The sequence below is a fragment of the Pseudomonas sp. MPFS genome, assembly GCF_022537035.1.
GTDB classification, from domain to species: domain Bacteria; phylum Pseudomonadota; class Gammaproteobacteria; order Pseudomonadales; family Pseudomonadaceae; genus Aquipseudomonas; species Aquipseudomonas sessilinigenes.
Genome location: NZ_CP066123.1, coordinates 3744138 through 3768215 on the forward strand (window position 1 = coordinate 3744138; position 24078 = coordinate 3768215).

General features: G+C 64.1%; 18 protein-coding genes. 12 read left to right on the plus strand and 6 right to left on the minus strand.

Features of this window, described 5'->3' with window-relative positions; all coding sequences use genetic code 11:
* Positions 1-4: 4 nt before the first annotated feature.
* From I9018_RS17110 to I9018_RS17125, 4 genes are all read left to right on the plus strand, one after another.
* Entirely contained in the window at positions 5-301 is a 297-nt protein-coding gene (locus I9018_RS17110) for a DUF2934 domain-containing protein (protein WP_241106967.1), read from the plus strand.
* Between the two features lie 101 nt (positions 302-402).
* Entirely contained in the window at positions 403-2568 is a 2166-nt protein-coding gene (gene glgX / locus I9018_RS17115; protein ID WP_241106968.1) for a glycogen debranching protein GlgX, read from the plus strand.
* 330 nt (positions 2569-2898) lie between these two features.
* Entirely contained in the window at positions 2899-3657 is a 759-nt protein-coding gene (locus tag I9018_RS17120) for a PIG-L family deacetylase (protein ID WP_068587214.1), read from the plus strand.
* Positions 3658-3774: 117 nt separating this feature from the next.
* On the plus strand, positions 3775-4464 hold the full coding sequence (locus tag I9018_RS17125) for an alpha/beta hydrolase (protein ID WP_241106969.1): 690 nt from the start codon (positions 3775-3777) through the stop codon (positions 4462-4464).
* A gap of 214 nt (positions 4465-4678) precedes the next feature.
* Here I9018_RS17125 and glgB read toward each other — a convergent pair whose 3' ends face one another.
* From glgB to I9018_RS17140, 3 genes are read right to left on the minus strand one after another with little or no spacing between them, the layout of a single operon-like run.
* The gene (gene glgB, locus I9018_RS17130; protein WP_241106970.1) at positions 4679-6910 is read right to left on the minus strand and encodes a 1,4-alpha-glucan branching protein GlgB; all 2232 of its coding nucleotides are present in this window, start codon (positions 6908-6910) and stop codon (positions 4679-4681) included.
* Positions 6907-10251: a maltose alpha-D-glucosyltransferase gene (treS, locus tag I9018_RS17135; protein WP_241106971.1), complete on the minus strand. Its 3345-nt coding sequence runs from the start codon at positions 10249-10251 to the stop codon at positions 6907-6909. Before treS ends, glgB begins: the two co-directional genes overlap by 4 nt.
* A 53-nt stretch (positions 10252-10304) precedes the next feature.
* Positions 10305-12311 (minus strand): alpha-1,4-glucan--maltose-1-phosphate maltosyltransferase, encoded by a 2007-nt coding sequence (locus I9018_RS17140; protein ID WP_241106972.1) that lies wholly within the window; start codon positions 12309-12311, stop codon positions 10305-10307.
* A gap of 211 nt (positions 12312-12522) precedes the next feature.
* On the opposite strand from I9018_RS17140, the gene I9018_RS17145 reads away from it, so the two are divergent.
* Positions 12523-12723, plus strand: a complete 201-nt coding sequence (locus I9018_RS17145) for a hypothetical protein (RefSeq protein WP_241106973.1) — start codon at positions 12523-12525, stop codon at positions 12721-12723.
* Between the two features lie 11 nt (positions 12724-12734).
* Here I9018_RS17145 and I9018_RS17150 read toward each other — a convergent pair whose 3' ends face one another.
* Positions 12735-13229 (minus strand): MgtC/SapB family protein, encoded by a 495-nt coding sequence (locus I9018_RS17150; RefSeq protein WP_241106974.1) that lies wholly within the window; start codon positions 13227-13229, stop codon positions 12735-12737.
* Between the two features lie 180 nt (positions 13230-13409).
* On the opposite strand from I9018_RS17150, the gene I9018_RS17155 reads away from it, so the two are divergent.
* The 7 genes from I9018_RS17155 (at position 13410) to I9018_RS17185 (ending at position 20718) form a co-directional block, all read left to right on the plus strand.
* Positions 13410-13643 carry a DUF3203 family protein gene (locus tag I9018_RS17155; RefSeq protein ID WP_241106975.1) on the plus strand — a complete coding sequence of 78 codons (234 nt, stop codon included), beginning with the start codon at positions 13410-13412 and terminating at the stop codon, positions 13641-13643.
* Positions 13644-13849: 206 nt separating this feature from the next.
* The gene (gene ccoG / locus I9018_RS17160; protein ID WP_241106976.1) at positions 13850-15265 is read left to right on the plus strand and encodes a cytochrome c oxidase accessory protein CcoG; all 1416 of its coding nucleotides are present in this window, start codon (positions 13850-13852) and stop codon (positions 15263-15265) included.
* A 138-nt stretch (positions 15266-15403) separates the two neighbouring features.
* Positions 15404-16813 (plus strand): GntR family transcriptional regulator MpaR, encoded by a 1410-nt coding sequence (mapR, locus tag I9018_RS17165; RefSeq protein ID WP_068587200.1) that lies wholly within the window; start codon positions 15404-15406, stop codon positions 16811-16813.
* A 306-nt stretch (positions 16814-17119) separates the two neighbouring features.
* Positions 17120-18094 carry a transposase gene (locus I9018_RS17170; RefSeq protein ID WP_241106977.1) on the plus strand — a complete coding sequence of 325 codons (975 nt, stop codon included), beginning with the start codon at positions 17120-17122 and terminating at the stop codon, positions 18092-18094.
* 169 nt (positions 18095-18263) lie between these two features.
* Positions 18264-19304, plus strand: a complete 1041-nt coding sequence (locus I9018_RS17175; RefSeq protein ID WP_241106978.1) for a hypothetical protein — start codon at positions 18264-18266, stop codon at positions 19302-19304.
* A gap of 15 nt (positions 19305-19319) precedes the next feature.
* A complete protein-coding gene (locus tag I9018_RS17180; RefSeq protein ID WP_241106979.1) occupies positions 19320-20117 on the plus strand; it encodes a PoNe immunity protein domain-containing protein in 798 nt (265 codons plus the stop codon).
* A gap of 43 nt (positions 20118-20160) precedes the next feature.
* Complete coding sequence (locus tag I9018_RS17185; protein ID WP_241106980.1) at positions 20161-20718, plus strand: hypothetical protein; 558 nt, start codon at positions 20161-20163, stop codon at positions 20716-20718.
* A gap of 70 nt (positions 20719-20788) precedes the next feature.
* Here I9018_RS17185 and I9018_RS17190 read toward each other — a convergent pair whose 3' ends face one another.
* Together I9018_RS17190 and I9018_RS17195 are read right to left on the minus strand one after the other, a co-directional pair.
* On the minus strand, positions 20789-21535 hold the full coding sequence (locus tag I9018_RS17190) for an SDR family oxidoreductase (protein WP_241106981.1): 747 nt from the start codon (positions 21533-21535) through the stop codon (positions 20789-20791).
* A gap of 153 nt (positions 21536-21688) precedes the next feature.
* On the minus strand, positions 21689-23845 hold the full coding sequence (locus I9018_RS17195) for an EAL domain-containing protein (protein ID WP_241106982.1): 2157 nt from the start codon (positions 23843-23845) through the stop codon (positions 21689-21691).
* Positions 23846-24078 lie beyond the last annotated feature (233 nt).

A 24078-nucleotide genomic window follows, 5' to 3' on the forward strand; every position in this document is an offset into this window, starting at 1 on the left:
TGCAATGAGTACCGACGACAAACGCATACGTGAGTTCGCCTATCAAATCTGGGAATCGGAAGGAAAACCCCAGGGCCAGGAACAACGCCATTGGGAAATGGCCTGCAAGCTCGCCGAGGCCGAAGCCCTGGCCCCGGCCAAGCCGCCCAAGGCCACGCAGTCCAAGCCGGCTGCCGCCAAGCCCGGGGCCAAGGCGGCGGTCAAGCCCAAGGCCAAGTCGGCCACCACAGTGCTGCCACCGGGAGAGAAACCGGCCGCGGCCAAGAAACCCCGGGCGCCACGCAAGCCGCCCACCAACTGAAATATTCCGCAGCCCGGTCCACACCCTTGCCGTTGTGACACTGCCAGTGCCGCAATGATCGCCTTCGCGCCTGTTCCACCCTTCTCATTGCAGGAGCAACCATGAGTACAGTCACCAAGCACAGCCTGACCGCAAGCCCCGATGGCGAGCCTTCGCGCATCCGCGAAGGCCTGCCCTTCCCCCTGGGTGCCACCTGGGACGGCCTGGGTGTCAACTTCGCGCTGTTCTCGGCCAACGCCACCAAGGTCGAACTGTGTGTGTTCGACGCCGCCGGCGAGGTGGAGCTCGAACGTATCGAACTCCCGGAATACACCGACGAGATCTTCCATGGCTACCTGCCCGATGCCCATCCCGGCCTGGTCTACGGCTACCGCGTACACGGCCCCTATGATCCGCCCAATGGCCATCGCTTCAATCCCAACAAACTGCTGATCGACCCCTACGCCAAGCAATTGGTGGGGACGCTGAAATGGTCCGAGGCATTGTTCGGCTATACCATCGGCCACCCCGAGGCCGACCTGAGCTTCGATGAGCGCGACAGTGCGCCCTTCGTCCCCAAGTGCAAGGTCATCGATCCGGCCCACACCTGGGGCGACGACCAGAGGGTCAGCGTGCCCTGGGACAAGACCATCCTCTACGAGACCCACCTGCGTGGGTTCACCATGGCGCATCCGGCGGTACCAGAAGCCCTGCGCGGTACCTGTGCCGGGCTGATGGTGGACGAGGTGCTGGCGCACATCCGCAAGCTGGGGGTGTCTTCGGTGGAACTGCTGCCAGTCCACGCCTTCGTCAATGACCAGCACCTGCTGCACAAGGGCATGACCAACTACTGGGGCTACAACAGCATCGCGTTCTTTGCCCCCGACCCGCGCTACCTGGCCAGCGGCAAGATCGCCGAGTTCAAGGAAATGGTCGCGCACCTGCATGATGCGGGCCTGGAGGTGCTGCTGGACGTGGTCTACAACCATACCGCCGAGGGCAACGAGCAAGGCCCGACACTGTCCATGCGTGGTATCGACAATGCCTCCTACTACCGCCTGATGCCCGACGACAAACGCTTCTACATCAACGATTCCGGCACCGGCAACACCCTGGACCTGAGCCACCCCTGCGTCCTGCAAATGGTCACCGACTCGCTGCGCTACTGGGCCGGCGAGATGCACGTCGATGGTTTCCGCTTTGACCTGGCGACCATTCTCGGGCGTTATCACGATGGTTTCGACGAGCGCCACAGCTTCCTCGTGGCCTGCCGCCAGGACCCGCTGCTGCGCCAGGTGAAGATGATCGCCGAGCCCTGGGACTGCGGCCCCGGGGGCTACCAGGTAGGCCGCTTCCCGCCGGGCTGGATGGAGTGGAACGATCGCTTTCGCGATACCGTGCGCGCCTTCTGGAAAGGCGATGATGGCCAGTTGGCAGACTTCGCCGCGCGCATGACGGCTTCTGGCGAAATGTTCGACCAGCGGGGCCGGCGTCCCTATGCCTCGGTCAACTTCGTCACCGCCCATGACGGTTTCACCCTGCATGACCTGGTGTCCTACAACGACAAGCACAACGAAGCCAACGACGAGAACAACCAGGACGGCAGCAACAACAACCTGTCCTGGAACCACGGGACGGAGGGGCCCACCGACGACTCGCAGATCAATGCCCTGCGCCTGCGCCAGATGCGCAACTTCTTCGCCACCCTGTTGCTGGCCCAAGGGACTCCCATGATGGTGGCCGGCGACGAGTTCGCCCGTACCCAGCACGGCAACAACAATGCCTATTGCCAGGACAGCGAGATCGGCTGGGTCAACTGGAACCTGGACGAGGACGGCAAGTCGCTGCTCAAGTTCGTCAAGCGCCTGGTCAAGCTGCGCCTGAGCTACCCGATCCTGCGGCGCGGGCGCTTCCTGGTGGGCAGCTACAACGAAGATATCGGGGTCAAGGATGTCACCTGGCTGGCACCCGACGGCAGCGAAATGACCACCGAACGCTGGCAGGACCCGCACGGCCGCTGCCTGGGCATGCTGCTCGACGGGCGCGCCCAGGAAACCGGCATCCGCCGTGCGGGAGCCGACGCCACGGTGCTGCTAGTGGTCAATGCCCATCACGACATCGTCAACTTCCGCCTGCCACAGGTGCCGGCCGGGGAGTTCTGGACTTGCATGATCGACACCAACCAGCCAGCGGTGCATGGCCAGGAGCGCTTCGCCTTCGGTGACGAGTACTCGGTCACGGGTCGCTCGCTGCTGTTTTTCGAACTCAAGCAAGAGCCACAGGACTGATTAGGCCCCCCAGGCCCTGTGAGTTTGTAGCGCCATGTCATGGATTTGGGTGTCCGCCGAGGGTAAACGCCCGTCAGCCCGGAACGCCTTCCGGGGAATTGCGTCTACCCTTAAGTAGCAACGCAATCGATAAATCAAGCCAACGCCCTGTGTCAAAGGGCCGCGGCTGAGTATGATTGCGCAGCGACCACGCGACTCCAAAGGGATGGAGCCGCGGTACTTCACGTCGAGGCAAGCGCCATGGAATCGACGTGCGTGCAAACCCAGGGTGCGACAGGACAGTCGCTCATCATCTTTATCGGTGACCCGGAGACAGGGATGTATCAGGTTATGAAAGCCATACCCGCAATAGACAGTATCTGGCCCAGCCAGATCTGGAACAGTGCCCGCAGCCTGGCCGAAGTGCCAGCCATCAAGTTCGACATGCTGGTCCCCGCCGGTTCACGGGCGGTGATCGTTGCTCCGCACCCTGGCGATGAGGTGATCGCCACAGGCGGCCTGTTGCAAGTCCTGGCCCATCACGGGCACCCGATAGAACTGATCTCGGTCAGCGACGGTAGTGCCAGCCATCCAGGCTCGGAAGTCTGGCCAGAACGCCGTCTGAGTGTATTTCGCCCCCAGGAAAGCGCCGAAGCCCTGCGTCGCCTGGGCCTGCCTCTGCACAGCCTGAAGTGGATTCGCGGTGGCTTTGCCGACAGAGCCCTGAGCGAACGCGAACACCAGCTGGTGCCCTTCATCAGCCGTTACTTGCGTCCGGGCGATGTGGTGTTCAGCACCTGGCGAGCCGACGGCAACCTCGACCACGAGGCCGTTGGACGGGCGGCGGCCAAGGCCGCTGCCCAAATGGGCGCGTGCTTCCATGAGATCCCGGTGTGGGCCTGGCACTGGTCGCCACGCGAAGAGCACCAGATTCCCTGGCACCGTGCGCGCAAGCTACGCCTGGATACCTGGACCGTAGCCCGCAAGCGCCATGCCGCCCACGCCTATGCCAGCCAGCTGCAGGGCGAACCCGAGATCGGCCTGGAGCCCTCGTTGTCGCCGGTCGTGCTGGAGCGCCTGCGCCTGCCCTACGAGATCATCCTCATGTAATGCCGCTGGGTGATCCAGGCAAGGGTTGCCGTATGTCTGGATTCTCCTGCAAATGCTGGCGCGCCCATCGCAGTAGTGCATGCTCCTTGCGGGGAATTTCCCGTAGAGGAGTTAGCCATGAGTGATCAACCTACCATCGTGCTGGTCCACGGGTTCTGGGGTGGAGCCGCCCACTGGAACCGAGTCATCGTCGAACTGCTGGAGCGCGGCTACCAGAAGATCCGCGCCGTTGAACTGCCCTTGACCTCCCTGGCCGAGGACGTCGAGCGTACGCGCAAGCTGGTGGCCCAGCAGGCCGGGCCGGTGCTGCTGGTGGGGCATTCCTATGGCGGTGCAGTGATTACCCAGGCCGGGCATGCAAGCAATGTGGTGGGCCTGGTGTATATCGCCGCCTTCGCCCCTGACAACGGCGAAAGCCCCGGTGGCCTGACCCAGGAGTTTCCACCCGAGGCCGCGCCCAACCTCGAGCCCGATAGCGACGGTTACCTGTGGGTTCGCCCGGAGCGCTTCCAGCAGAGTTTCTGCCAGGACCTTCCCGCCCAGGAAGGACTGGTCATGGGCCTGACCCAGAAAGCCCCCCTGGCCAGCACCTTCGGCGATACCCTCGGCGCCCCGGCCTGGCGCGACAAACCTTCGTGGTATCAGGTGTCCAGCGCCGATCGCATGATTGCCCCGCACAATCAGGAGCGCATGGCCGCGCGCCTGAACGCGCGCAAGGTGATTCGCCTCGATGCCAGCCATGCCTCCCTGGCCTCCCAGCCCGGCGCCGTGGCCGGTTTGATTGCCGAAGCCGCCGCCAGCCTCTGACTTGCCAAGCCTTCAGCGCAATGGCAACGACTACAGGTGCAGTGGCTGCCATTGCCACAAGACCGGCGGGGCCTTCTGCATTCATCCGGACATCGGTAATGGCGGCCGCTGCGCACCCGTGCGCAGCCTGCGGCAGCGGCTACACGAGGCCTTGTAGGCGCTGCCGGGCTGGTGAGGCTGCGACAAGGCCCACAAGGCCTTCGGCATGCCGGGATCAGTGCCCGGGACGCAGGATCAGCACCGCCAGGGGCGGCAGGTTGAGCACCAGGGACAGGGCCTGGCCGTGGCTTTGCTGTTCTTCGCTAAAGACTTCGCCGGCATTGCCATAGTTGGAGCCCGCATACAGCTGCGAATCGCTGTTGAGCAGCTCGCTCCAGCGTCCCCCCAGCGGCACGCCCACCCGATAGCCCTCACGCGGCACCGGAGTGAAGTTGGCCACCACCAGCAAGGGTTCGCCGCCACGGCTCCAGCGCAGCCAGGCATACACGCTGTTGAGCGCATCGTCGCCGATCAGCCACTGGAAGCCCTGGGGCACGTGGTCCTGCTCGTGCAGCGCCGGATACTCGCGGTACAGGCGGTTGAGGTCGCCCACCAACTGCTGCACGCCACGGTGCTCGGGATACTGCAGCAAGTACCAGTCCAGTTGCTGGTCATGGTTCCACTCACGCCACTGGCCGAACTCGCAGCCCATGAACAACAGCTTCTTGCCCGGATGGGTCCACATGAAACTCAGGTACGCCCGCAAATTGGCGAACTTCTGCCAGCGATCGCCGGGCATCTTGTCGATCAGCGAATGCTTGCCATGCACCACCTCATCGTGGGAAATCGGCAGGATGAAGCGCTCGGACCAGGCATACACCAGGCCGAAGCTCAGTTCGTTGTGATGGTGAGCCCGGTAGACCGGGTCCTGCTGGATGTAGTGCAGGGAATCGTGCATCCAGCCCATGTTCCACTTGTAGGCGAACCCCAGGCCACCATGGTCGGTACCCTGGCTGACCCCGGGCCAGGCGGTGGACTCCTCGGCGATCACCAGGGCCCCCGGCGCTTCGAGGGCGACCACATCGTTGAGATGGCGCAGAAAATCAATAGCCTCCAGGTTCTCCCGGCCGCCATGGCGATTTGGCACCCACTCCCCCGCCTTGCGCGAATAGTCGCGATAGAGCATCGAGGCCACCGCATCGACCCGCAGCCCATCGACATGGAAATGCCTGAGCCAGTGCAAGGCCGACGCCAGCATGAAGCCATGCACCTCGGTGCGCCCCAGGTTGTAGATCAGCGTGTCCCAGTCCTGGTGGAAACCTTCCAGGGGGTTGCCGTACTCATACAGCGCCGTGCCATCGAACTGCGCCAACCCATGGGTATCGGTGGGAAAGTGCGCCGGCACCCAGTCCAGGATCACCCCGATCTGTGCCAGGTGGCAGGCATTGACGAACGCGGCAAACTCCTCGGGCGTGCCATAACGGGCACTGGGCGCGAATTGGGCCAGGGGTTGGTAGCCCCAGGAGCCACCGAACGGATGCTCCATGATCGGCATCAGCTCGATATGGGTGAAGCCCAGTTCCTTGACGTAGGGAATCAACCGTTCGGCCAGCTCCGGCCAACTGTAGTGGCGGGCCACCTCGCCCACATCGTCGACCTCGCACTGCCAGGAGCCGGCGTGCAGCTCGTAGATCGCCAGCGGCGCATCGACCCGCTGGCATTCGCCACGGGCCAGCATCCACTCCTGGTCCTGCCAGTCGATGGCCAGCGGCGCCGCGACCTTCGACGCGGTGTCGGGCGGCAGCTGGGTCGCCAGGGCTACCGGGTCGGCCTTGAGCGGCAGGATGCCGTGGGGCCCGAGGACCTCGTACTTGTAGGATTCACCAGCGTGCAGGCGCGGGATGAACAGCTCCCAGACCCCCGAAGGATGACGCAGGCGCATGGGATGCCGACGGCCATCCCAGACATTGAAGTCACCCACCACCGAGACCCGCCGGGCATTGGGCGCCCACACCGCGAAGCGCACGCCGGCGACGCCGTCCACCGTGGTCAACTGGGCTCCCAGGCAACTGCCGAGGTCGCGGTGATTGCCTTCGGCGAACAGGTACAGGTCCATTTCGCCAAGCAACGGCCCGAAGCTGTAGGGGTCTTCGCTGACCTGTTCGCCACCGGCCCACTGCACACGCAGCAGGTAGGGCCGGGCCTCGGGAAAATGCCCGGCGAACAACCCCGGCACCTCGTCGGCTTCCAGGTTGCCGAGCAATTGCTGCTGCTCGCGGTCCAGCACCTGGACACTCAGCGCCCCGGGTAGGAAAGCCCGGATGACCTGCCCACCGGCACCGTCGCCATGGGGCCCGAGGATGGCGAACGGGTCGTTGTTCTCGGCCCGCACCAGGGCCTCGATGGCCCTGGCCGACGGTAGCAACCGTTCCTGGCGCCGCTCCTGCTCCCTGTTCGAGAAATTCATGACTGCTCTCCATCGATGTCGGAAAAGTCCGGTAGTTCACGCAACAACCCGGCCAGGCCGCGCAGCGGCACGTGCAGCCAGGCGGGTCGGTTCTGCGCCTCATAGGCCAGCTCGTAGGCCACCTTCTCCAGGCTGAACAGCACCAGGGCAGCATCGGCCGCCGACGCTCGCCAGCCATGGGCAAGATTAGCCGTCGCCTGCCGGTACGCCGTGACGAAAGCCTGCCGGGAGCGCTCCAGGTAGCGCCCGACCACGGCTTGCCGGACCGCCTGGGCGTCCGGCGCGCCATCCACCGCCGGCGCCTCCAGGGCCAGGGCCGCGGCGTAGTCGAACGAACGCAGCACGCCACTGACATCCTTGTAGGGGCTGTGCTTGGCCCGGCGCTCCGCCAGGGGCCGCGCCGGCTCGCCCTCGAAGTCGATCAGGTAGGCATCGCCCTTGATCACCAGCACCTGGCCCAGGTGCAGGTCGCCATGGACCCGGATGCGCAAGCCGCCCAGCAATTGCCCGGCCAGTTGCTCGACCGCGGCGAGGATGCGCCCCTTGTGCCGCAACAGGCGCCGGCACAGGCCACGGTCGGTCTCGGCGAGGCTGTCCTGGTGTTCTTCGAGCAATTGCAAACTGTGTTCCAGTTGCCCGGCGACCTGGCGCTGGCAAGCCTGGAGATCTTCCTGGGTATAGGCCTGGGGCGCGAAATCCGCGGTACTGCTGGGAGCGGCGAGCAGCATGTGCATTTCCCCCAGGCGCTGGCCCAGGAGGCCGGCGAAGTCCTGGAGTTCGGCCAGGGCGTTGTAATGCTGCTCCTGCTCGGAGACGGCGCTGGCCAGTTCGTCGCGGATCGCCCGCTCCAGGTTGCTCTGGGTCCACTCCCAGGCGTCGCCCTGGTTGCTCAGGTAGCCCTGGGCGATCATCAGCAGGTGGTCCTGGCCCTGCGCATCACGGCGCACCACCGAACCCAGCAATGGCGAAATATGGGCAAAACCGGCCTGGGTGAGAAAAGCGCCCATGTCCAGTTCCGGATGGATGCCGCCGGCCACCTTGCGCACCAGCTTGAGCACCAGGCTTTCGCCCACCACCACCGAACTGTTGGATTGCTCGGCCGACAGGTAGCGCACGTCGACCTCGGCCTCCAGGCCCAGGCGCTGCAGTTGCGGGCTGCCCTCGAAACGGATCTGCCCGGCGTCGCTGTCCAACCGGGCCTGGGCCTGGAGCGCCTGGAGCACGCTGCGCACGAAGCTGTCGAGGGCGAAGGCATCGGTGATCAAGCCCACCTGGCGCCCGCGTCGGACCCGGGACATGGCCAGTTGCTGGGGCAAGGCGCTGCTGATCTGGTCCTCGGCCAGCAGGCCGAATGGCACCTGGTAGCGCTGACTGCGGCCCTGGCTGGTGACCTCGATCTCGGCCAGCAGCACCGGATGCTGCGGATCGCCGAAGCGCACGCCATACACCAGTTGCACTTGGCCCACGGTGCTGTCCTTGTCGGCGAACCAGCGGCGCTTGGGCAGCCAGCTGGGCAGGATTTCCTGCTCCAGGGTGGTGCGCGACGGCGCCTCCAGCAACTCCTCGAGGCGTTTCTTCAGCACCAGGGTGGTGAACTCCGGCAGCCCCTGGGTCGGCTCGACATGCCAGCTGGGCATCTGCTGCTCGCTGGCCAGGACGAACCAGTAGAAGCCATAGGGCGCCAGCGTCAGCAGGAAATTCAATTGGCCGATGGGCGGGAAAGCGCTGCCGCCGAGCATCTCCACCGGCACCATGCCGGCGAAGCTCGACAGGTCCAGCTCCGCCGCCTGGGCGCTGCGCGAGACGTTGGCCACGCACAGGATGATCTCCTGCTTGCCATCGGGCCCGGTGTATTCGCGGGTATAGGCCAGGATCCGGCGATTGCTCGGCGACAGCATCTTCAGCGTGCCCCGGCCGAAGGCCCTGGATTGCTTGCGCACCGCCAGCAGGCGCCGGGTCCAGTTGAGCAGCGAATGCGGGTCGCCGGACTGGGTCTCGACGTTCACCGACGGGTAGCCGTAGAGCGGGTCCATGATCGGCGGCAGCACCAGGCTCGCCGGGTCGGCCCGGGAGAAACCGCCGTTACGGTCGATGGACCACTGCATCGGCGTGCGCACGCCATCGCGGTCGCCCAGGTAGATGTTGTCGCCCATGCCGATCTCGTCGCCGTAGTACAGGGTCGGGGTGCCGGGCATCGACAGCAGCAGGCTGTTGAGCAACTCGATGCGCCGCCGATCACGCTCCATCAGCGGTGCCAGGCGTCGGCGGATACCCAGGTTGATCCGCGCCCGACGGTCAGCGGCGTAGTAGTTCCACAAGTAGTCGCGCTCCTTGTCGGTGACCATCTCCAGGGTCAGCTCATCGTGGTTGCGCAGGAAGATCGCCCACTGGCAATTGGCCGGGATTTCCGGGGTCTGGCGCAGGATGTCGGTGATCGGGAAGCGGTCTTCCTGGGCCAGGGCCATGTACATGCGCGGCATCAACGGAAAGTGGAAGGCCATGTGGCATTCGTCGCCATCGGCGCCGTTGCCGCTGGCCTGGCCGAAGTACAGCTGGGTGTCCTCGGGCCACTGGTTGGCCTCGGCCAGGAGCATGCGGTCCGGATAATGGGCGTCGATCTCGGCGCGGATGCGCTTGAGCACATCGTGGGTCTCGGCCAGGTTCTCGTTGTGGGTGCCATCGCGCTCGATCAAGTAGGGAATGGCGTCCAGGCGCAGGCCGTCGATGCCCATGTCCAGCCAGTGGCGCATGACCGAGAGTACGGCCTTGAGTACCTGCGGGTTGTCGAAGTTCAGGTCCGGCTGGTGGGAATAGAAGCGGTGCCAGAAGTACTGGCCGGCCACCGGGTCCCAGGTCCAATTGGATTTCTCGGTGTCGAGGAAGATGATCCGCGTGCCGGCGTACTTCTGGTCGTCGTCGGACCACACATAGAAGTTGCGCGCCGCCGAACCGGGCTTGGCCTTGCGGGCGCGCTGGAACCAGGGGTGCTGGTCGGAGGTGTGGTTGATCACCAGCTCGGCGATCACCCGCAGTTCGCGCTTGTGGGCCTCGGCGATGAAGCGCCGGACATCCGCCAGGGTGCCATAGTCGGGGCTGACCCCACGGTACTCGGCGATGTCGTATCCGTCGTCGCGCCGTGGCGAGGGATAGAACGGCAGCAACCAGATGGTGTTGACCCCCAGTTCCTTGATGTAGTCCAGCTTGGCGATCAGCCCGGGAAAATCGCCGATGCCATCGTTGTTGGAGTCGAAATAGGACTTCACATGCACCTGGTAGATCACCGCGTCCTTGTACCAGAGCGGGTCCTTAATGAAGGTCGCGGGTCGGGTTTTCTTCGCCATTGCTCACTCCTGAATCTGTACAGAGGTCCCTGCCCGGCCACTGCCGCCTGGCCCTAGGGCCGGCGGCGCGGCCAGCTGATGCGCCAGATGCCGAAGGGCTGGGCCGGTTCAAGGCGCATGAACTGGACCTTGCCGTACCAGGTCCAGCGATGGCCGTTCATCAAGTCCTCGCCCTGGGTCGCGGCCTCATCGGGCAGACCCATTTCCCAGAGCGGCAGCTCGAAATGCGCCTCCTGGGGGCTGAAGGGATCGAGGCTGACCGCCACCAGCACGAAGTTGCCGCCGTCGGCGCTGCGTTTGCCGAAGTACAGGATCCGGTCGTTCCAAGCGTTGTACAGCTTGAGTCCCAGGTGCGATTGCAGCGCCGGGTTCTGCCGGCGGATACGGTTGAGCTGGGCGATCTCGGCGATGATGTTGCCCGGGGCATTGAAGTCTCGCGGGCGGATCTCGTACTTCTCCGAATCCAGGTATTCCTCCTTGCCCGGCAACGGCGCCGACTCGCACAGCTCGAACCCCGAATACATGCCCCACAGGCCCGAGCCCATGGTGGCCAGCGCCGCGCGGATGAGAAAGCCGGGACGGCCCGAGTCATGCAGGAAGCCGGGGTTGATATCCGGGGTGTTGACGAAGAAGTTCGGCCGGAAGCATTCGCGCCACGGCGACTGGTTCAGCTCGCTGAAATAACTGGCCAGTTCGCTCTTGGTGTTGCGCCAGGTGAAGTAGGTGTAGCTCTGGGAGTAACCGATCTTGCCCAGGCGCGCCATCATCGCCGGGGTGGTGAAGGCCTCGGCCAGGAAGATCACCTGCGGGTGCCGGCTGCGCACATCGCCGATCAACCACTGCCAGAACGGCAACGGCTTGGTATGCGGGTTATCGACCCGGAAGATGTTGACACCCTCCTCGACCCAGCCGAGCACGATGTCCCGCAACTCCAGCCACAGGCTGGGGATGGCATCGGCGGCATAGAAGTCGACGTTGACGATGTCCTGGTACTTCTTGGGTGGGTTCTCGGCGTATTTGATCGTGCCGTCCGGGCGCCAGTTGAACCAGCCCGGGTGCTGGGTCAGCCAGGGATGGTCCTGGGAACACTGGATGGCGAAATCCAGGGCGATTTCCAGGCCATGGTCGGCGGCTGCGGCCACCAGCCGGCGAAAATCCTCGCGGCTGCCCAGTTGCGGATGGATCGCCTCGTGGCCGCCCTCCTCGCTGCCGATGGCATAGGGGCTGCCCGGATCGTCCGGGGCCGCGACCAAGGCGTTGTTGCGCCCCTTGCGGTGGCGCCGGCCAATGGGGTGGATCGGCGGGAAATACAACACGTCGAAGCCCATGTCATGGATCATCGACAAGCGCGAATGCACATCGTCGAAGGTGCCATGGCGGGCCGGATCGTCGGTGATGGAACGGGGAAACAGCTCGTACCAGCTGGCGAACTGCGCACGCTCGCGCTCCACGTCCAGCGGGTACTCGGGACTCAGGCTGAGGTAGGGACGCAGGTCGGCCTCGGCCATCAGCCGGGCACTGTCGGCACTCAAGAACAGCGCCACCTGCTCGGCCTCGAGCAAGCCGCCCAGTTGCTGGTGCAGTACCAGCAGTTGTTCACGCAGCGCGCCTTCGCTGCGTTCGCCAGCCTGTTGCACCAGGGTCCGCCCTTCTTGCAGTTCCAGGCTGACCGGCTGGGCGGCCAGGTGCTTCTTTTCCAGCTCGTAGCAGAAGCTGGCGAACGAGTCGATCCAGGCCTCGATACAGAAACGGTAGCGGCCCACCTCCGGCACCGGGAAGTGGCCCAGCCAGCCGTCGTTGCCCTGGTCTTCCAGCGCCCGGCTGTGCCAAGCGTCCTGCCGTTCGTTGCGCCAGCGCACTCGCACCGCCAGCTTGTCGTGGCCATCGGTGAAGACCTTGCACCCCACCTCCACCTGCTGGCCCGCGGTGGCCTTGGCCGCGAACTGGCCGCCATCGAGCACCGGGCGGGTATCTTCGATGGCGATGCGCGGCAGCAGCAAGGCCTGGGACAACGGTAGGTGCGCCTGGTAGTCCGGTTCGGTCGGTTGTTCTGCGCTCATCGAGCATCACCCCTCTGTACTGTTTCTCGACGCTTGGCTGACCGGGTCGGCGATGCCCCGGTACAGCACTGGATCGACACACTTAGGTTCCGAGCCACCCGCCTTGCGGAAAGTTCAGCGCAATTGATCATCGAGACGGCGGGAATCAAATGCGCCGTTGCGGGGTCCACCGAACGAGCCGGTGCAACTGCAAGCACCCAGGAGGCCAGCAATGAGTATCCCGATCCCGGCGGATCCCCCTGATCCGAACATCGACCAGCCACCCCTCCCGCCCAGCGAACCACCGGTGGTTCCCGAGCAGGAGCCACCGGACAGCACCCCGCCGCCCAAGGTCGACCCGCCCATGCCCAGGCCGCCGGTGCTGGCCGAACAGCGGGAACAAGTGCGGCGGTTCGCCGGCAAGCATAGATAGACAGGCGGTATTCAGCGCTTTTCCAGGCGCCGCACGATCAACGGCATCAGGCTGAACACCATCAGTGCCAGCAAGGTGCTCAACAGCGCCGTGGCCTCGCGGCCCATGCCGGCCGCGAGGCCGATGGCAGCGGTCATCCATAACCCGGCGGCGGTGGTCAGGCCCTTGACGTGCTGGCCTGCCTCCTCCTCTCGCCCCTTGAGAATGGTCCCGGCACCGAGGAAGCCGATCCCGGCGATCACTCCCTGGAGCACCCGGCTCATGGCATCGGACTGGGCTCCCGAAAGGCTCGGCACCAGTACGAACAAGGCGGCGCCCATGGCCACCAGCATGTGCGTGCGCACTCCCGCCGCCTTGCCCTTCTGTTCTCGCTCGAACCCCAGCACCGCGCCCAGCGCCGCTGCCAGCAGCAGGCGCAGGATGATCCGGGTCATCTGCCGCGCATCGCCGATATCGGCGAACTCCGCTTGCAGGGTCAGCCATACCTCATGCCACCAAGCGTCCATCGAGTGCTCCTCCGGCCATCCCGGCCCCGCGGGTTGCGGGCCATGGGCTTCATTAAGGATGGACCGCGGCGTCGGGCAGATGGTGTCGGCTCGCTGCCTGGCCGCCGTTGATCGCCGGCGGCGAACCCTGGCCGCGCTACGGGCCCTAACCTGTATAGCCATCGCCAGGAGGTACCCGACATGAGCCTGCGTATCGAACAGCAGCACTGCTATTTTGACACCCAGACCCTCCACGAACGCCTGCCCGCCAGTGCCGTGACCATCATCACCGACAGCGCCAGGGCGATGTCGGCGGTGGAGATCAAGGGCGAGCGGATCTACATCACCGAAGCAGAAGCCGACGCATTGACCGTAGCAGGTGCCGTCGACGGCCGACGCCATCTAAAGGCCACTAATGGTGATTCGGTAATTTGACTGATCTGGATCAGGGCCCGCCCTGCGGGCCTATGCCAGGCAGCGTCATCGCCAGGCCTACGGAGCTTGCCGGGGTGCAGCAAGTTGTCGCAGGGGGCCGGAAAAGCGCATCTGATCCGCTTTTTTATCAAATAGCTGAGTCTGTTATGCAAACAGTTCCATGGTCATAGTTGCCCGGCCTGATGGAGGCTGATGAGCGAACGACCATGAGCGAAAGAATCCCCGTCCGATTAGTAGAGACCTTCGAACCTTCACGCCCCAAACAGATGAAGACGAAGAGCACCGACAAGCACGTCTATACCCGTAGTTTCAGCGGCCTGTTCCGCACCCTGCGCATGAGTGGCGCAGGTTTCCTGTTCCTGCTGTTCTTCGGCACCGTCTGGTTGAACTGGGGCGGCCGCCAGGCCGTCCTCTGGGACCTGGCCGACAGCAAGTTCCATATCTTCGGCGCCACCTTCTGGCCCCAGGACTTCATCCTGCTCTCGGCGCTGCTGATCATCTGCGCCTTCGGGCTGTTCTCCATCACGGTATTCGCCGGCCGGGTCTGGTGCGGCTATACCTGCCCGCAGAGCTCCTGGACCTGGCTGTTCATGTGGTGCGAAAAGGTCACCGAGGGTGACCGCAACCAGCGGATCAAGCTGCAGGCCGCGCCCTGGAGCGCCAACAAGCTGCTTCGCCGGGCCACCAAGCACACCCTGTGGCTGGGCATCAGCCTGCTCACCGGCCTGACCTTCGTCGGCTACTTCACCCCGATCCGCCCGCTGGCCCAAGAGCTGCTGACCTTGCAGATCGGTGGCCTGAGCCTGTTCTGGGTGCTGTTCTTCGCCGGCGCCACCTATATCAATGCCGGCTGGATGCGTGAGGCGGTGTGCATGCACATGTGCCCTTACGCGCGCTTCCAGAGCGTGATGTTCGACAAGGACACGCTGACCATTTCCTATAAGCCGGCCCGGGGTGAAAGCCGCGGTCCGCGCAAGCGCGACGTCAAGCCTGCCGATGTCGGCCTGGGCGACTGCATCGATTGCCAACTGTGCGTCCAGGTCTGCCCGACCGGCATCGATATCCGCGATGGCCTGCAAATGGAGTGCATCGGTTGTGCCGCCTGTATCGATGCCTGCGATTCGATCATGGACAAGATGGGCTATGCCCGCGGGCTGATCGCCTACACCTCCGAGCATGAACTGCAAGGGGGCAAGACCCACCTGCTGCGGCCGCGCCTGGTGGGCTACAGCGTGGTACTGCTGGTGATGATCGGCGCCCTGGTCCTGGCCCTGACGCAGCGGCCCATGGTATCGCTGGATGTCAGCAAGGACCGGGGCCTGTTCCGCGAGAACGCCCTCGGGCAGATCGAGAACATCTATAGCCTCAAGATCATCAACAAGACCCAGGAACGCCAGCAATACCGTATTGCCCTGGTGGACGGTACGGGCTTCGAGCTGCAGGGCAGGACCGAGCTGAGCCTGGCCCCGGGGGAAATCGTCGACTTGCCGGTCTCGGTGGCACTGATCCAGGACCGCGCGCAAAGCAGCTCCCAGGACATCAGCTTCAAGGTCAGCGACAGCGATGACCCGAGTGTCTATGCCGTGGCCGAAAGCCGTTTTGTCTCACCGATGAACCGTTGAGTCTTTAGAATGCCGTGGCGAGGGAGCGTGCTCCCGCCTAGGAGCCTGGCTCCCAGCGCCAGCCACGGCGCATCCCCTTAACTTCCTCGCTAGCGTAACAACCCTGACCCGATGACCAGACTGGATCTTGCACCGCAGATGAAACGCTACGAAAAATTCGCCGACGACATCGCCGAACTGATCCGCTCCGGAGTGCTGGGCCCCGGCCAGCGCGTACCCTCGGTGCGCTATGCCAGCCAGACCTATGGGGTCAGTCCATCGACGGTATTCCAGGCCTACTACCTGCTGGAGCGCCGCGGCCTGATCCGTGCCCGACCGCGCTCCGGCTACTTCGTCAATGCCCATGCACCGAGCCCGTTCTCCGAGCCGGTGATCAGCAGCGAGGTCAATGAATCCACCGAAGTCGATGTCAGTGAACTGGTGTTCTCGGTGCTCGACTCGATCAAGGACCCGAGTACCGTCCCCTTTGGCTCGGCGTTCCCCAGCCCGACCCTGTTTCCCCTGCAACGCCTGTCGCGCTCCCTGGCCAGCGCCAGTCGCGAGATGGACCCGCGAGTCGTGGTGACCGACATGTCGCCGGGCAACCCGCAGCTGCGCCGGCAGATCGCCCTGCGCTACATGGTGGCCGGGCTGATGCTGCCCATGGAGGAACTGCTGATCACCAATGGCGCCCTGGAAGCGCTGAACCTGTGCCTGCAAGCCGTGACAGAGCCGGGCGACCTGGTGGCCATCGAGGCTCCGGCGTTCTACGCCAGCCTGCAAGTGCTGGAGCGCCTCAAGCTCAAGGCCGTGGAGATCCCGGTCCATCCGCGCGACGGCATCGACCTGGGCGTGCTGGCCCAGACTTTGGAACGTCACCCGATCAAGGCCTGCTGGTGCATGACCAACTTCCAGAACCCCATGGGCGCGAGCATGCCCGAGGCCAAGAAACAGGAGCTGGTGGAACTGCTGCGCCAACATCAGGTGCCGCTGATCGAGGATGACGTCTACGCCGAGCTGTACTACGGCCAGCAGGCGCCAAAACCCGCCAAGGCCTTCGATACCGAGGGCCTGGTCATGCATTGCGGCTCTTTCGCCAAGAGCCTGGCCCCCGGATACCGGGTCGGCTGGGTCGCCGCCGGGCGCTATGCGCAGAAGATCGAGCGACTCAAGCTGATGACATCGCTGTGTGCCTCGATGCCAGCCCAGGCGGCCATTGCCGACTATTTGCAGCACGGTGGCTACGATCGTCACCTGCGCAAGCTGCGCTATGCCCTGGAAGAACAGCAGAGCGCCATGCTGGCGGCGATCGCCCGGCACTTCCCGGCCCAGACCCGGGTCAGCCAGCCTGCCGGTGGTTATTTCCTGTGGTTGGAGCTACCGCCGCAGATGGACTCCCTGAAGCTGTTCCAGATGGCCCTGGCCCAAGGCATCAGCATCGCCCCCGGGCCAATCTTTTCCCCGACCCAGCGCTTTCGCAACTGCATCCGCCTGAACTACGGCAGCCCCTGGAACGAAGCCGCGGAAAAAGCCATGGAGACCCTGGGGCGGATCATCCGCTCGTTCTGACCAGCGCCGATCCGAACGCTGAAGGTCCTGCGGACCCTGGCGCGGCCGCGCAGGCTCGGCAGCAGCTTGTATCTCGACTATCGCGTTTACACACGCGATAGTTCTCGACTGATCATCGAGGAAGAGGAATGAAGCCGGGCAGCGGCTAAGGCCTTGAGCCTGCACTGTAGATTGAGCTCCTCCTCTTCAACCTCACTCGCTAAGTCCGAACGGTATCCTGAGCCCTGCATCGCACGGTAGCTCGCATCAACAAGGCTGAGACCGAGTGATGGATGATCCTCAACCCGCGCATACGAGGAAGAGAATATGTCTAACGTCATCGGGATCGATATCGCCAAGAACACATTCGATGTCGCCACGCCTCTGCCCAACGGCAAGTACCGCACACGCGGCAAGATTCCCAACAATGCCGAGGGCTTCGCCCAGCTCGACCAGTGGCTCAAGTTGCATGCGCAGCCCGACGCCAGGGTCGTCATGGAAGCCACCAGCGTTTATCACGAAGCCCTGGCAGAGCACCTGTACCACCAGGGTTACGAAGTCATCGTGGTCAACCCAGCCCGGGTCCATTACTTCAAGAAAAGCGAAGGAATCAACTACAAGACCGACAAGGTGGACGCCAAGTTGCTGGCCGCCTTTGCCCAGGCCAAGCACGAGTCACCCTTGACGCCCTGGGCGCCGGAGCCTGTGGCGATCCGCCGGCTACGGGTCCTGCTGCGACGCCTGGACGACCTGCAGGAGATGCTGCAGATGGAACGTAATCGCCAGGAAGTGGCGGATACGGTGGTTCAGGAATCGATCCAGTCGCACATCAGCCACATCGAAAAAGACATCGTCCAGACCCGCCAGATGATCAAGCAGCATGTCGACGATGATCCCGACTTGCGGGGCAAACGGGATCTGCTGTTGAGCATCGACGGTATCGGCGAGAAGACCGCGTCAGTGATCCTGGCCGAACTGGGCGATCTCAAGGAGTTTCGTAGCGCCCGGGCCGTAGTCTCGTTTGCGGGGTTGAATCCGCAGTTGGCCGAATCCGGCAAATTCAAGGGCCGCACGCTGATCAGCAAGGCTGGTTCGGGGCGTATCCGCCGAGCGTTGTACCTACCCAGCATCACCGCCATGAACATGAGTGAGCCCCTCATGGCGATGAAAGAGCGGCTGCGCGCCAAGGGTAAAGCGGGCAAACAGATCGTCTGTGCGGTGATGCGCAAGATGCTGCACATCGTATTTGGCGTGCTGAAATCGGGCCATCCTTATGACCCGAAATTGGCGCTTGCCCGGTAACGGGCAAGACGGTATCTACAGCGTCGCGTAGCCGCTGCCGCGGGCTGCGCAAGGGCGCGCAGCGACCGCAGGGAGGGAGTGGCAACACCCCTGGTTGGCCAAACGACTTGCCCCCAGGCCGGCACTGGTGCAGCATCCGCGCTCGAATTTTCCAGGGAAGGAGCACGGCATGGTCGAAGACCTGTATTACGACGACTATCCAGAGGCCAAGGCCGAACTGAGCCAGGCCATCAAGCGCGGTCGCCTGCCACTGCTGACCCAGGAGCTCAATGCCTACGATACGGTCCAGGCGATCCTCGAACTGGATGCGGTAGACAATGACCAGGACGAGGCAGACGCCCTCTTCGACCTGGCCCTGGCCTTGATCGGCTGGATCCCCGGCCCTGGGCAGGAATTCAAGCTCATCCTGCGCCAGATCAACCGCGCGCCCTGGCGTCACGCCGAAAAACTCTTCGACCTGATCCGCCATACGCTGCTGAGCTGCCGGATCAAGACCAGCCCGGAACAACTGCTGGAAAAATCCCTGGGCCCCACTCGCCTGACCGAGGAAATGCCAGAGATCGTCCGTGGCGTACAGGCGTCCTCGACCTTCGCCGGCCTTGCCCCACGCCAGCAGCAACGGGTGCTGTACAACCTCGGCGAGGCCCGGGACCACAGCCAGATGCTCATGCAAGCGGTGCAGCAACGCATCGCGCCGTGGCTGGCGGTGCAACGCAACAGTTCGGCCCTGGCCCACAGCCAGGGCCCGGCCCTGTTGCCCAAGCCGCAATCGGCAGGCAGTGCCAGTACCAGCAGCGCCCTGCCCGCGGCCCGCGAGGCCGCCAGCACTCCACAAGCCATCAACCAGGGCATGGAGCACCTCACCGGCGAGGGCCACTGGCTGGAACTGAACCTGCATTACTCCAACCTCGAACCCGTGTCCGGTGCCGCCTACCGGGTGGTCTTCACCGACGGCTCGCAAATCCAGGGGCACCTCGACGAAGAAGGCTTCGCCCGCCTGGAAGGCATTCCTCCCGGCACCGCCAAGGTCTACTACGGCGAAGACCCACGCCCCTACGAACGCCTGCCGATCCGGGCACTGGCGGCCGACCGCCCAGCCCTGGAGGAGGAACTCGACATCCTGTGCCTGGAGCCTGCCGAGGTGGACCTGCCGACCCTGCTGCTGGAAGCATCCGAGCGCAAGCCGGCTTTCACCCTGATCCCCTATTGAACCGAGGCGAGCGCGATGAACCGCAGGCAAGTGTTTCTCAGCCACAAACAGTACTGCCAGCTCAGCGAGCACCTGGAAGGCACCGAGGCCTTCTGGCAGGAGCACTCCATGGAGGCCGACTGCCCCCTCCAGGAAGCCTCCCTCAAGGCCCGGCAGGTGCAGCAAGCGCGCCTGCACCGGCTGATCCTCGGCTACACCGCTGGCGAGCCCATGCAAGCACTGGCCCAGGCCCTGGACGCAGTGGTGGAAAGCTACGAGGACTACCAGCGCAAGCTGGCGCGCTATGAAGAACTGCCGGACATCGCGCCCCTGGCGATCGATCACTACCCTCATGACTTCGAAGAGTACGTACAGGTCATCAGCCTGTGCATCCTCCTGCAGCGCAGCGACCTGCTGCCACGGGTGGCGCTGTTGCAGGATCGAGCCGGCTACCATGGCGAGGACGTGCTGATCGAGGACCTGCTCAAGGGCTTCCTGCCCGACCGGGTGGAGGTGGATGAGTGGTACCACGAGGTCTACACACCCCTGGTGCGCGCGGTCTACCACGAGGAGCCTGCGCAAGAGCGCGAATTGCTGGTGGAGTACTGCAACCAGTGGTACCCGGCCTTCGTGCACGCTCCGTGGCACGACAGTCACAGTTTCGACGACGATGGCGGCTACTTCGGCTACTGGGCCTTCGAGGCCGCGGCCATCGTCTACCTCTACGGCCTGGACGATAGCGCGGTGCGGCACATGATCTATCCCCGGGACATGCTCGAGTACGCGCGCCGCTTCACCCCACCGAACATTCCCGGGCAGGCGGCACAAGCTTGATGCGTGCCGTTTTGCCCCCGCTCATACAGGCGATGAAACAGCCATGAAGTCCTGGATCAAGACCCTGCTGGTCACCCTCCTCGCCGCAGCCCTGTGCCTGCTGTTCGCCCGCGTCGTACTGCCCCCGGTACTGATGCTGATAATGCTGCCGAGCTGGGAAGGCGGCGGCTGGTACTGGGCCAACCTGCTACTGGCCGGTTTTCTGGCCGGACTGCTGGTAGGCCCCCTGTTGCCGACCCGGCGCTTCTACCCGGTGCCCTTGCTGTTGCTGCTATCGGCCTTGCTGGTGTTGCACAACTGGAGCGAGAGCCGCTGCAACGACGCCCAGTTGCAGGCCATCGAACAACTGGCGGCACGTGAAGCGAGCCATGCCAAGCTGGAGCTCTCGAATGAGCAAATGGCGCCATCGGAATCGGTGAACAAGGTCCCGGGAGTCTGGGCAGATGAGCAGGGTTATGGATTTCGCTACAGCTGCATACGCCCTGGCGAAACCCTGAGTCGCCTGCTGCCGCTGTCGATGAGCTATGGCGCCGGCCTGCTGGGGCTACTGCTGGCCTTGCTGATCGTGCCCCGCCGCCGCACCGTCGACGCGTTGCCCTGAGCCCTGGCATCCGCAGCTTGGTGCCAGGCTCAGGGGCTATTGGCCGACAAACCGGCTCATCAGTTCGGGATCAGCGACCGCCGCCCAGGTCGACGAAGGTACCGGTGGCGTAGGAAGCCTTGTCCGACAGCAGCCAGACGATGGCCTCGGCCACCTCGTCCGGGCGCCCGCCGCGGCCCATGGGGATGGCGCTCTCCAGCTTGCTGACGCGGTCGGCATCGCCGCTGAGCGCATGGAAATCGGTGTAGATATAGCCCGGGCGTACCGCGTTGACCCGGATGCCCTCACCCGCCACTTCCTTGGCCAGGCCGATGGTGAAGGTGTCCAGCGCCCCCTTGGAGGCGGCGTAGTCCACATACTCGCCGGGCGAGCCCAGGCGCGCGGCGACCGAGGAGACGTTGACGATGCTGCCTCCCTGCCCGCCATGGCGCGGCGACATGCGCAGCACCGCGTGCTTGGCACAGAGGATCGGCCCCATGACATTGGTCTTCATGATCTTCTGGATACGAAACTCGGACATGTCTTCAAGACGAGACTTCTGGCCCACGGTCCCGGCGTTGTTGACCAGGGCCGTGACTCGCCCCAGCTCGGCGTCGACCCGCTGGAACAGGCTGATGACTTCATCCTCGATACTGACATCGGCACGTACGGCGATCGCATGGGCGCCCAAGGCTCGAAGCTGCTCCAGCACTTGCTGGGCAGACTGCTCGTCGGCCTGATAGTTGATACACACCTTGAAACCCTGCTGCGCAGCCAGCAACGCCGTGGCTGCGCCGATTCCCCGCCCGCCACCGGTGACGACGATGACTTTGTCCATACTGCCGACTCCCTCACTGATCATTTCAACGCGAGCCATTAAACACCGCGCAGCCAGTGATGGAAACCGCCAGAGCGCCGATCATCGAAGGCCCCTTGCATGCACCCAATGCGGTGGGCAGTGCAGTGGGTGTCAGCCCGGCAGCCGGGCGGCTCAGTTGACCCCGGGGACCGTTGGCTGCGGCGGCGCCGAGTGCGGCCCTACAGGTTCGATGGCGGCTAGCGGAGCATGCGCCTCGACTTTGCCATTGGGGATGAGTACCCCTTGCAGGAAACGCTCGGGAGGCATCGGATGCCCCAGGTAATAACCCTGGAGCGAATCGCAGCCCAACTCGGTGAGGAACGTCTGCTGCACCCCGGTCTCCACGCCTTCGGCGACAATCCGCAACCCCAGGGCCTGGCCCAGGGCGACGATGGCCGAGACGATGGCGGCATCGTCGCTGTCATGCTCCAGGTCGCGGACAAAACCACGGTCGATCTTCAGCTCGTTGGCCGGCAGGCGCTTGAGGTACATCAGGCTCGAATAGCCGGTGCCGAAATCGTCGATGGACAGGTCCACCCCCATGTCCGCCAGCTGCTGCAAGACGATCATGCTGACATCGGCGTCGTGCATCGCCGTGGTCTCGGTGATCTCCAGGGTCAGGTTATTGGCCGGCAGGTCATAACGCTCCAGCGCTTCGGCGACGCTGGCGACCAGCCCCACATGACAGAACTGCATGGCCGAGAGGTTCACCGCAATACGCCAGCCGGTATGCCCCTGGGCATACCACTCGTGCATCTGCCGGCAGGCCTCGTTCAGGACCCAGTCGCCAATGGGAATGATCAGCCCGGTCTTTTCCGCCAGTTCGATGAACTTGTCCGGCATCAGCAAGCCATGTTGCGGATGCTCCCAGCGCAACAACGCCTCGGCGCCAACCGGCCGGCCATTGGCAGCATCGAACTTGGGCTGGTAATGCAGGCGGAACTGATGCTGTTCAACGGCGTTGCGCAAATCCTGCAATAACTGCAATTGGCGCCGGGCGTTGCTGTTCATCGAAGCGTCGAAAAAGCTGTAGCCGTTCTTGCCGGTGCCCTTGGCGTGGTACATCGCCGCATCGGCGTTCATCAACAGTTCCTGGGCGCTGTGGCCGTTGCCCGGATACACCGCGATCCCGATGCTGGCGGAAATCTGCAGGTCGTGATCGGACACCCGGAAGGAACGGGAAACCAGCCCGACCTGGCGCGCGGCAAGGCGCAAGGCATCGTCCGGTTCGGCCAGCTGTACCAGCAGAACGAACTCATCGCCGCCGATACGGGCCAGGGTGTCCTCAGTGCGCAAGTCCTCGCGCAGGCGCAAGGCAACTTCGCGCAGCAACTGATCGCCCATATGATGGCCAAAGGCATCGTTGACCGGCTTGAAACCGTCCAGGTCGATGAACATCAGCGCAAAGCAGCCGCCATGGGCCGTCACCCGATGCATCGCCTGGTCGATCCGGTCGGCCAGCAGGATGCGGTTGGGCAATCCGGTCAGGGTGTCGTGCAAGGCCAGCTGGGTCAGTTCCTTGTTGGCTTCGGTCAAGGACTGCGCCAGCACTGCGGTACGGGCTTCGAGCCGGGCATCGAGCACCGAAGTCAGCAAGGCGATGATCAGCACCGCCAGGGTGGTGATCAGCACCAGGTTGTCCAGGCCCTTGCCACTCAGGCCGTTGGTCAGGGCACCGCAGAAACTGCCATCGGTAAAACGCGCCGCGGCCATGCCGGTGTAGTGCATGCCAACGATCGCGAACCCCATGACCACGGCGGCCCCTGTGCGCACCAGGCGCACATAGGGCGTGTTCTGCCGCAGGCGGAAGGCAATCCACAGCGCCGCCAGGGAGGCGCCAAAGGCAATCAGCAAAGAGGCGCCGAACAGCCCCGGGTCATAGTCGATGCCCGGCTGCATGCGCATGGCCGCCATGCCGGTGTAATGCATGCCGCTGATGCCGGCCCCCATGATCAAGGCCCCGAATATCAGCTGCCAGAACGGCAGGCGCGGCTGGCTTACCAGCCATAGGGCGAACCCGCAGGACAGGAACGAGATCAGCAACGACAGCCCGGTGAGCCCGATGTCGTAGCCCAGCTCGATAGGCAATGAAAAGGCCAGCATGCCGATGAAGTGCATGGACCACACGCCGATGCCCATGGCCAGCGCCCCGCCGCCCATCCACAAGTAGGCGGCCCGCCCCTGGGTGGTGGCAATGCGTCCGGTGAGATCAAGAGCGGTATAGGAAGCGAGGATCGCCACGAAAATGGAGATCAGGACCAGTGCGGAGGAGTAACTACCGATGAGCATTAGGCGTCTCTTGGCCGTTGTGCCGACATCCTTGCGCGGCGGGCAAAATCGCAGATTGTACTGATTGCAGGAAATAACGCATCTACAAATGTCATCAAAAGGCCATTAGTCAGACAGAGGGTCCGCAAGCCCATACAGGCCTTGTGGACATGACTTTTGTGCACTTCAGGAACGAACCGCAATCGATCACCAGACGATCTGGGCCATACCCGTATATCGACTGCGACACGACA

What these genes read in the sequence shown, in the direction of transcription:
- I9018_RS17180 (WP_241106979.1), top strand. Translation starts at nt 19,320, where the DNA reads ATGAACCGCAGGCAAGTGTTTCTCAGCCACAAACAGTACTGCCAGCTC.
- I9018_RS17125 (WP_241106969.1), top strand. Translation starts at nt 3,775, where the DNA reads ATGAGTGATCAACCTACCATCGTGCTGGTCCACGGGTTCTGGGGTGGA.
- glgB (WP_241106970.1), bottom strand. Translation starts at nt 6,910, where the DNA reads ATGAATTTCTCGAACAGGGAGCAGGAGCGGCGCCAGGAACGGTTGCTA.
- I9018_RS17195 (WP_241106982.1), bottom strand. Translation starts at nt 23,845, where the DNA reads ATGCTCATCGGTAGTTACTCCTCCGCACTGGTCCTGATCTCCATTTTC.
- I9018_RS17145 (WP_241106973.1), top strand. Translation starts at nt 12,523, where the DNA reads ATGAGTATCCCGATCCCGGCGGATCCCCCTGATCCGAACATCGACCAG.
- I9018_RS17120 (WP_068587214.1), top strand. Translation starts at nt 2,899, where the DNA reads ATGAAAGCCATACCCGCAATAGACAGTATCTGGCCCAGCCAGATCTGG.
- glgX (WP_241106968.1), top strand. Translation starts at nt 403, where the DNA reads ATGAGTACAGTCACCAAGCACAGCCTGACCGCAAGCCCCGATGGCGAG.
- I9018_RS17175 (WP_241106978.1), top strand. Translation starts at nt 18,264, where the DNA reads ATGGTCGAAGACCTGTATTACGACGACTATCCAGAGGCCAAGGCCGAA.
- I9018_RS17185 (WP_241106980.1), top strand. Translation starts at nt 20,161, where the DNA reads ATGAAGTCCTGGATCAAGACCCTGCTGGTCACCCTCCTCGCCGCAGCC.
- I9018_RS17110 (WP_241106967.1), top strand. Translation starts at nt 5, where the DNA reads ATGAGTACCGACGACAAACGCATACGTGAGTTCGCCTATCAAATCTGG.
- ccoG (WP_241106976.1), top strand. Translation starts at nt 13,850, where the DNA reads ATGAGCGAAAGAATCCCCGTCCGATTAGTAGAGACCTTCGAACCTTCA.
- I9018_RS17190 (WP_241106981.1), bottom strand. Translation starts at nt 21,535, where the DNA reads ATGGACAAAGTCATCGTCGTCACCGGTGGCGGGCGGGGAATCGGCGCA.
- treS (WP_241106971.1), bottom strand. Translation starts at nt 10,251, where the DNA reads ATGGCGAAGAAAACCCGACCCGCGACCTTCATTAAGGACCCGCTCTGG.
- I9018_RS17170 (WP_241106977.1), top strand. Translation starts at nt 17,120, where the DNA reads ATGTCTAACGTCATCGGGATCGATATCGCCAAGAACACATTCGATGTC.
- I9018_RS17155 (WP_241106975.1), top strand. Translation starts at nt 13,410, where the DNA reads ATGAGCCTGCGTATCGAACAGCAGCACTGCTATTTTGACACCCAGACC.
- I9018_RS17140 (WP_241106972.1), bottom strand. Translation starts at nt 12,311, where the DNA reads ATGAGCGCAGAACAACCGACCGAACCGGACTACCAGGCGCACCTACCG.
- mapR (WP_068587200.1), top strand. Translation starts at nt 15,404, where the DNA reads ATGAAACGCTACGAAAAATTCGCCGACGACATCGCCGAACTGATCCGC.
- I9018_RS17150 (WP_241106974.1), bottom strand. Translation starts at nt 13,229, where the DNA reads ATGGACGCTTGGTGGCATGAGGTATGGCTGACCCTGCAAGCGGAGTTC.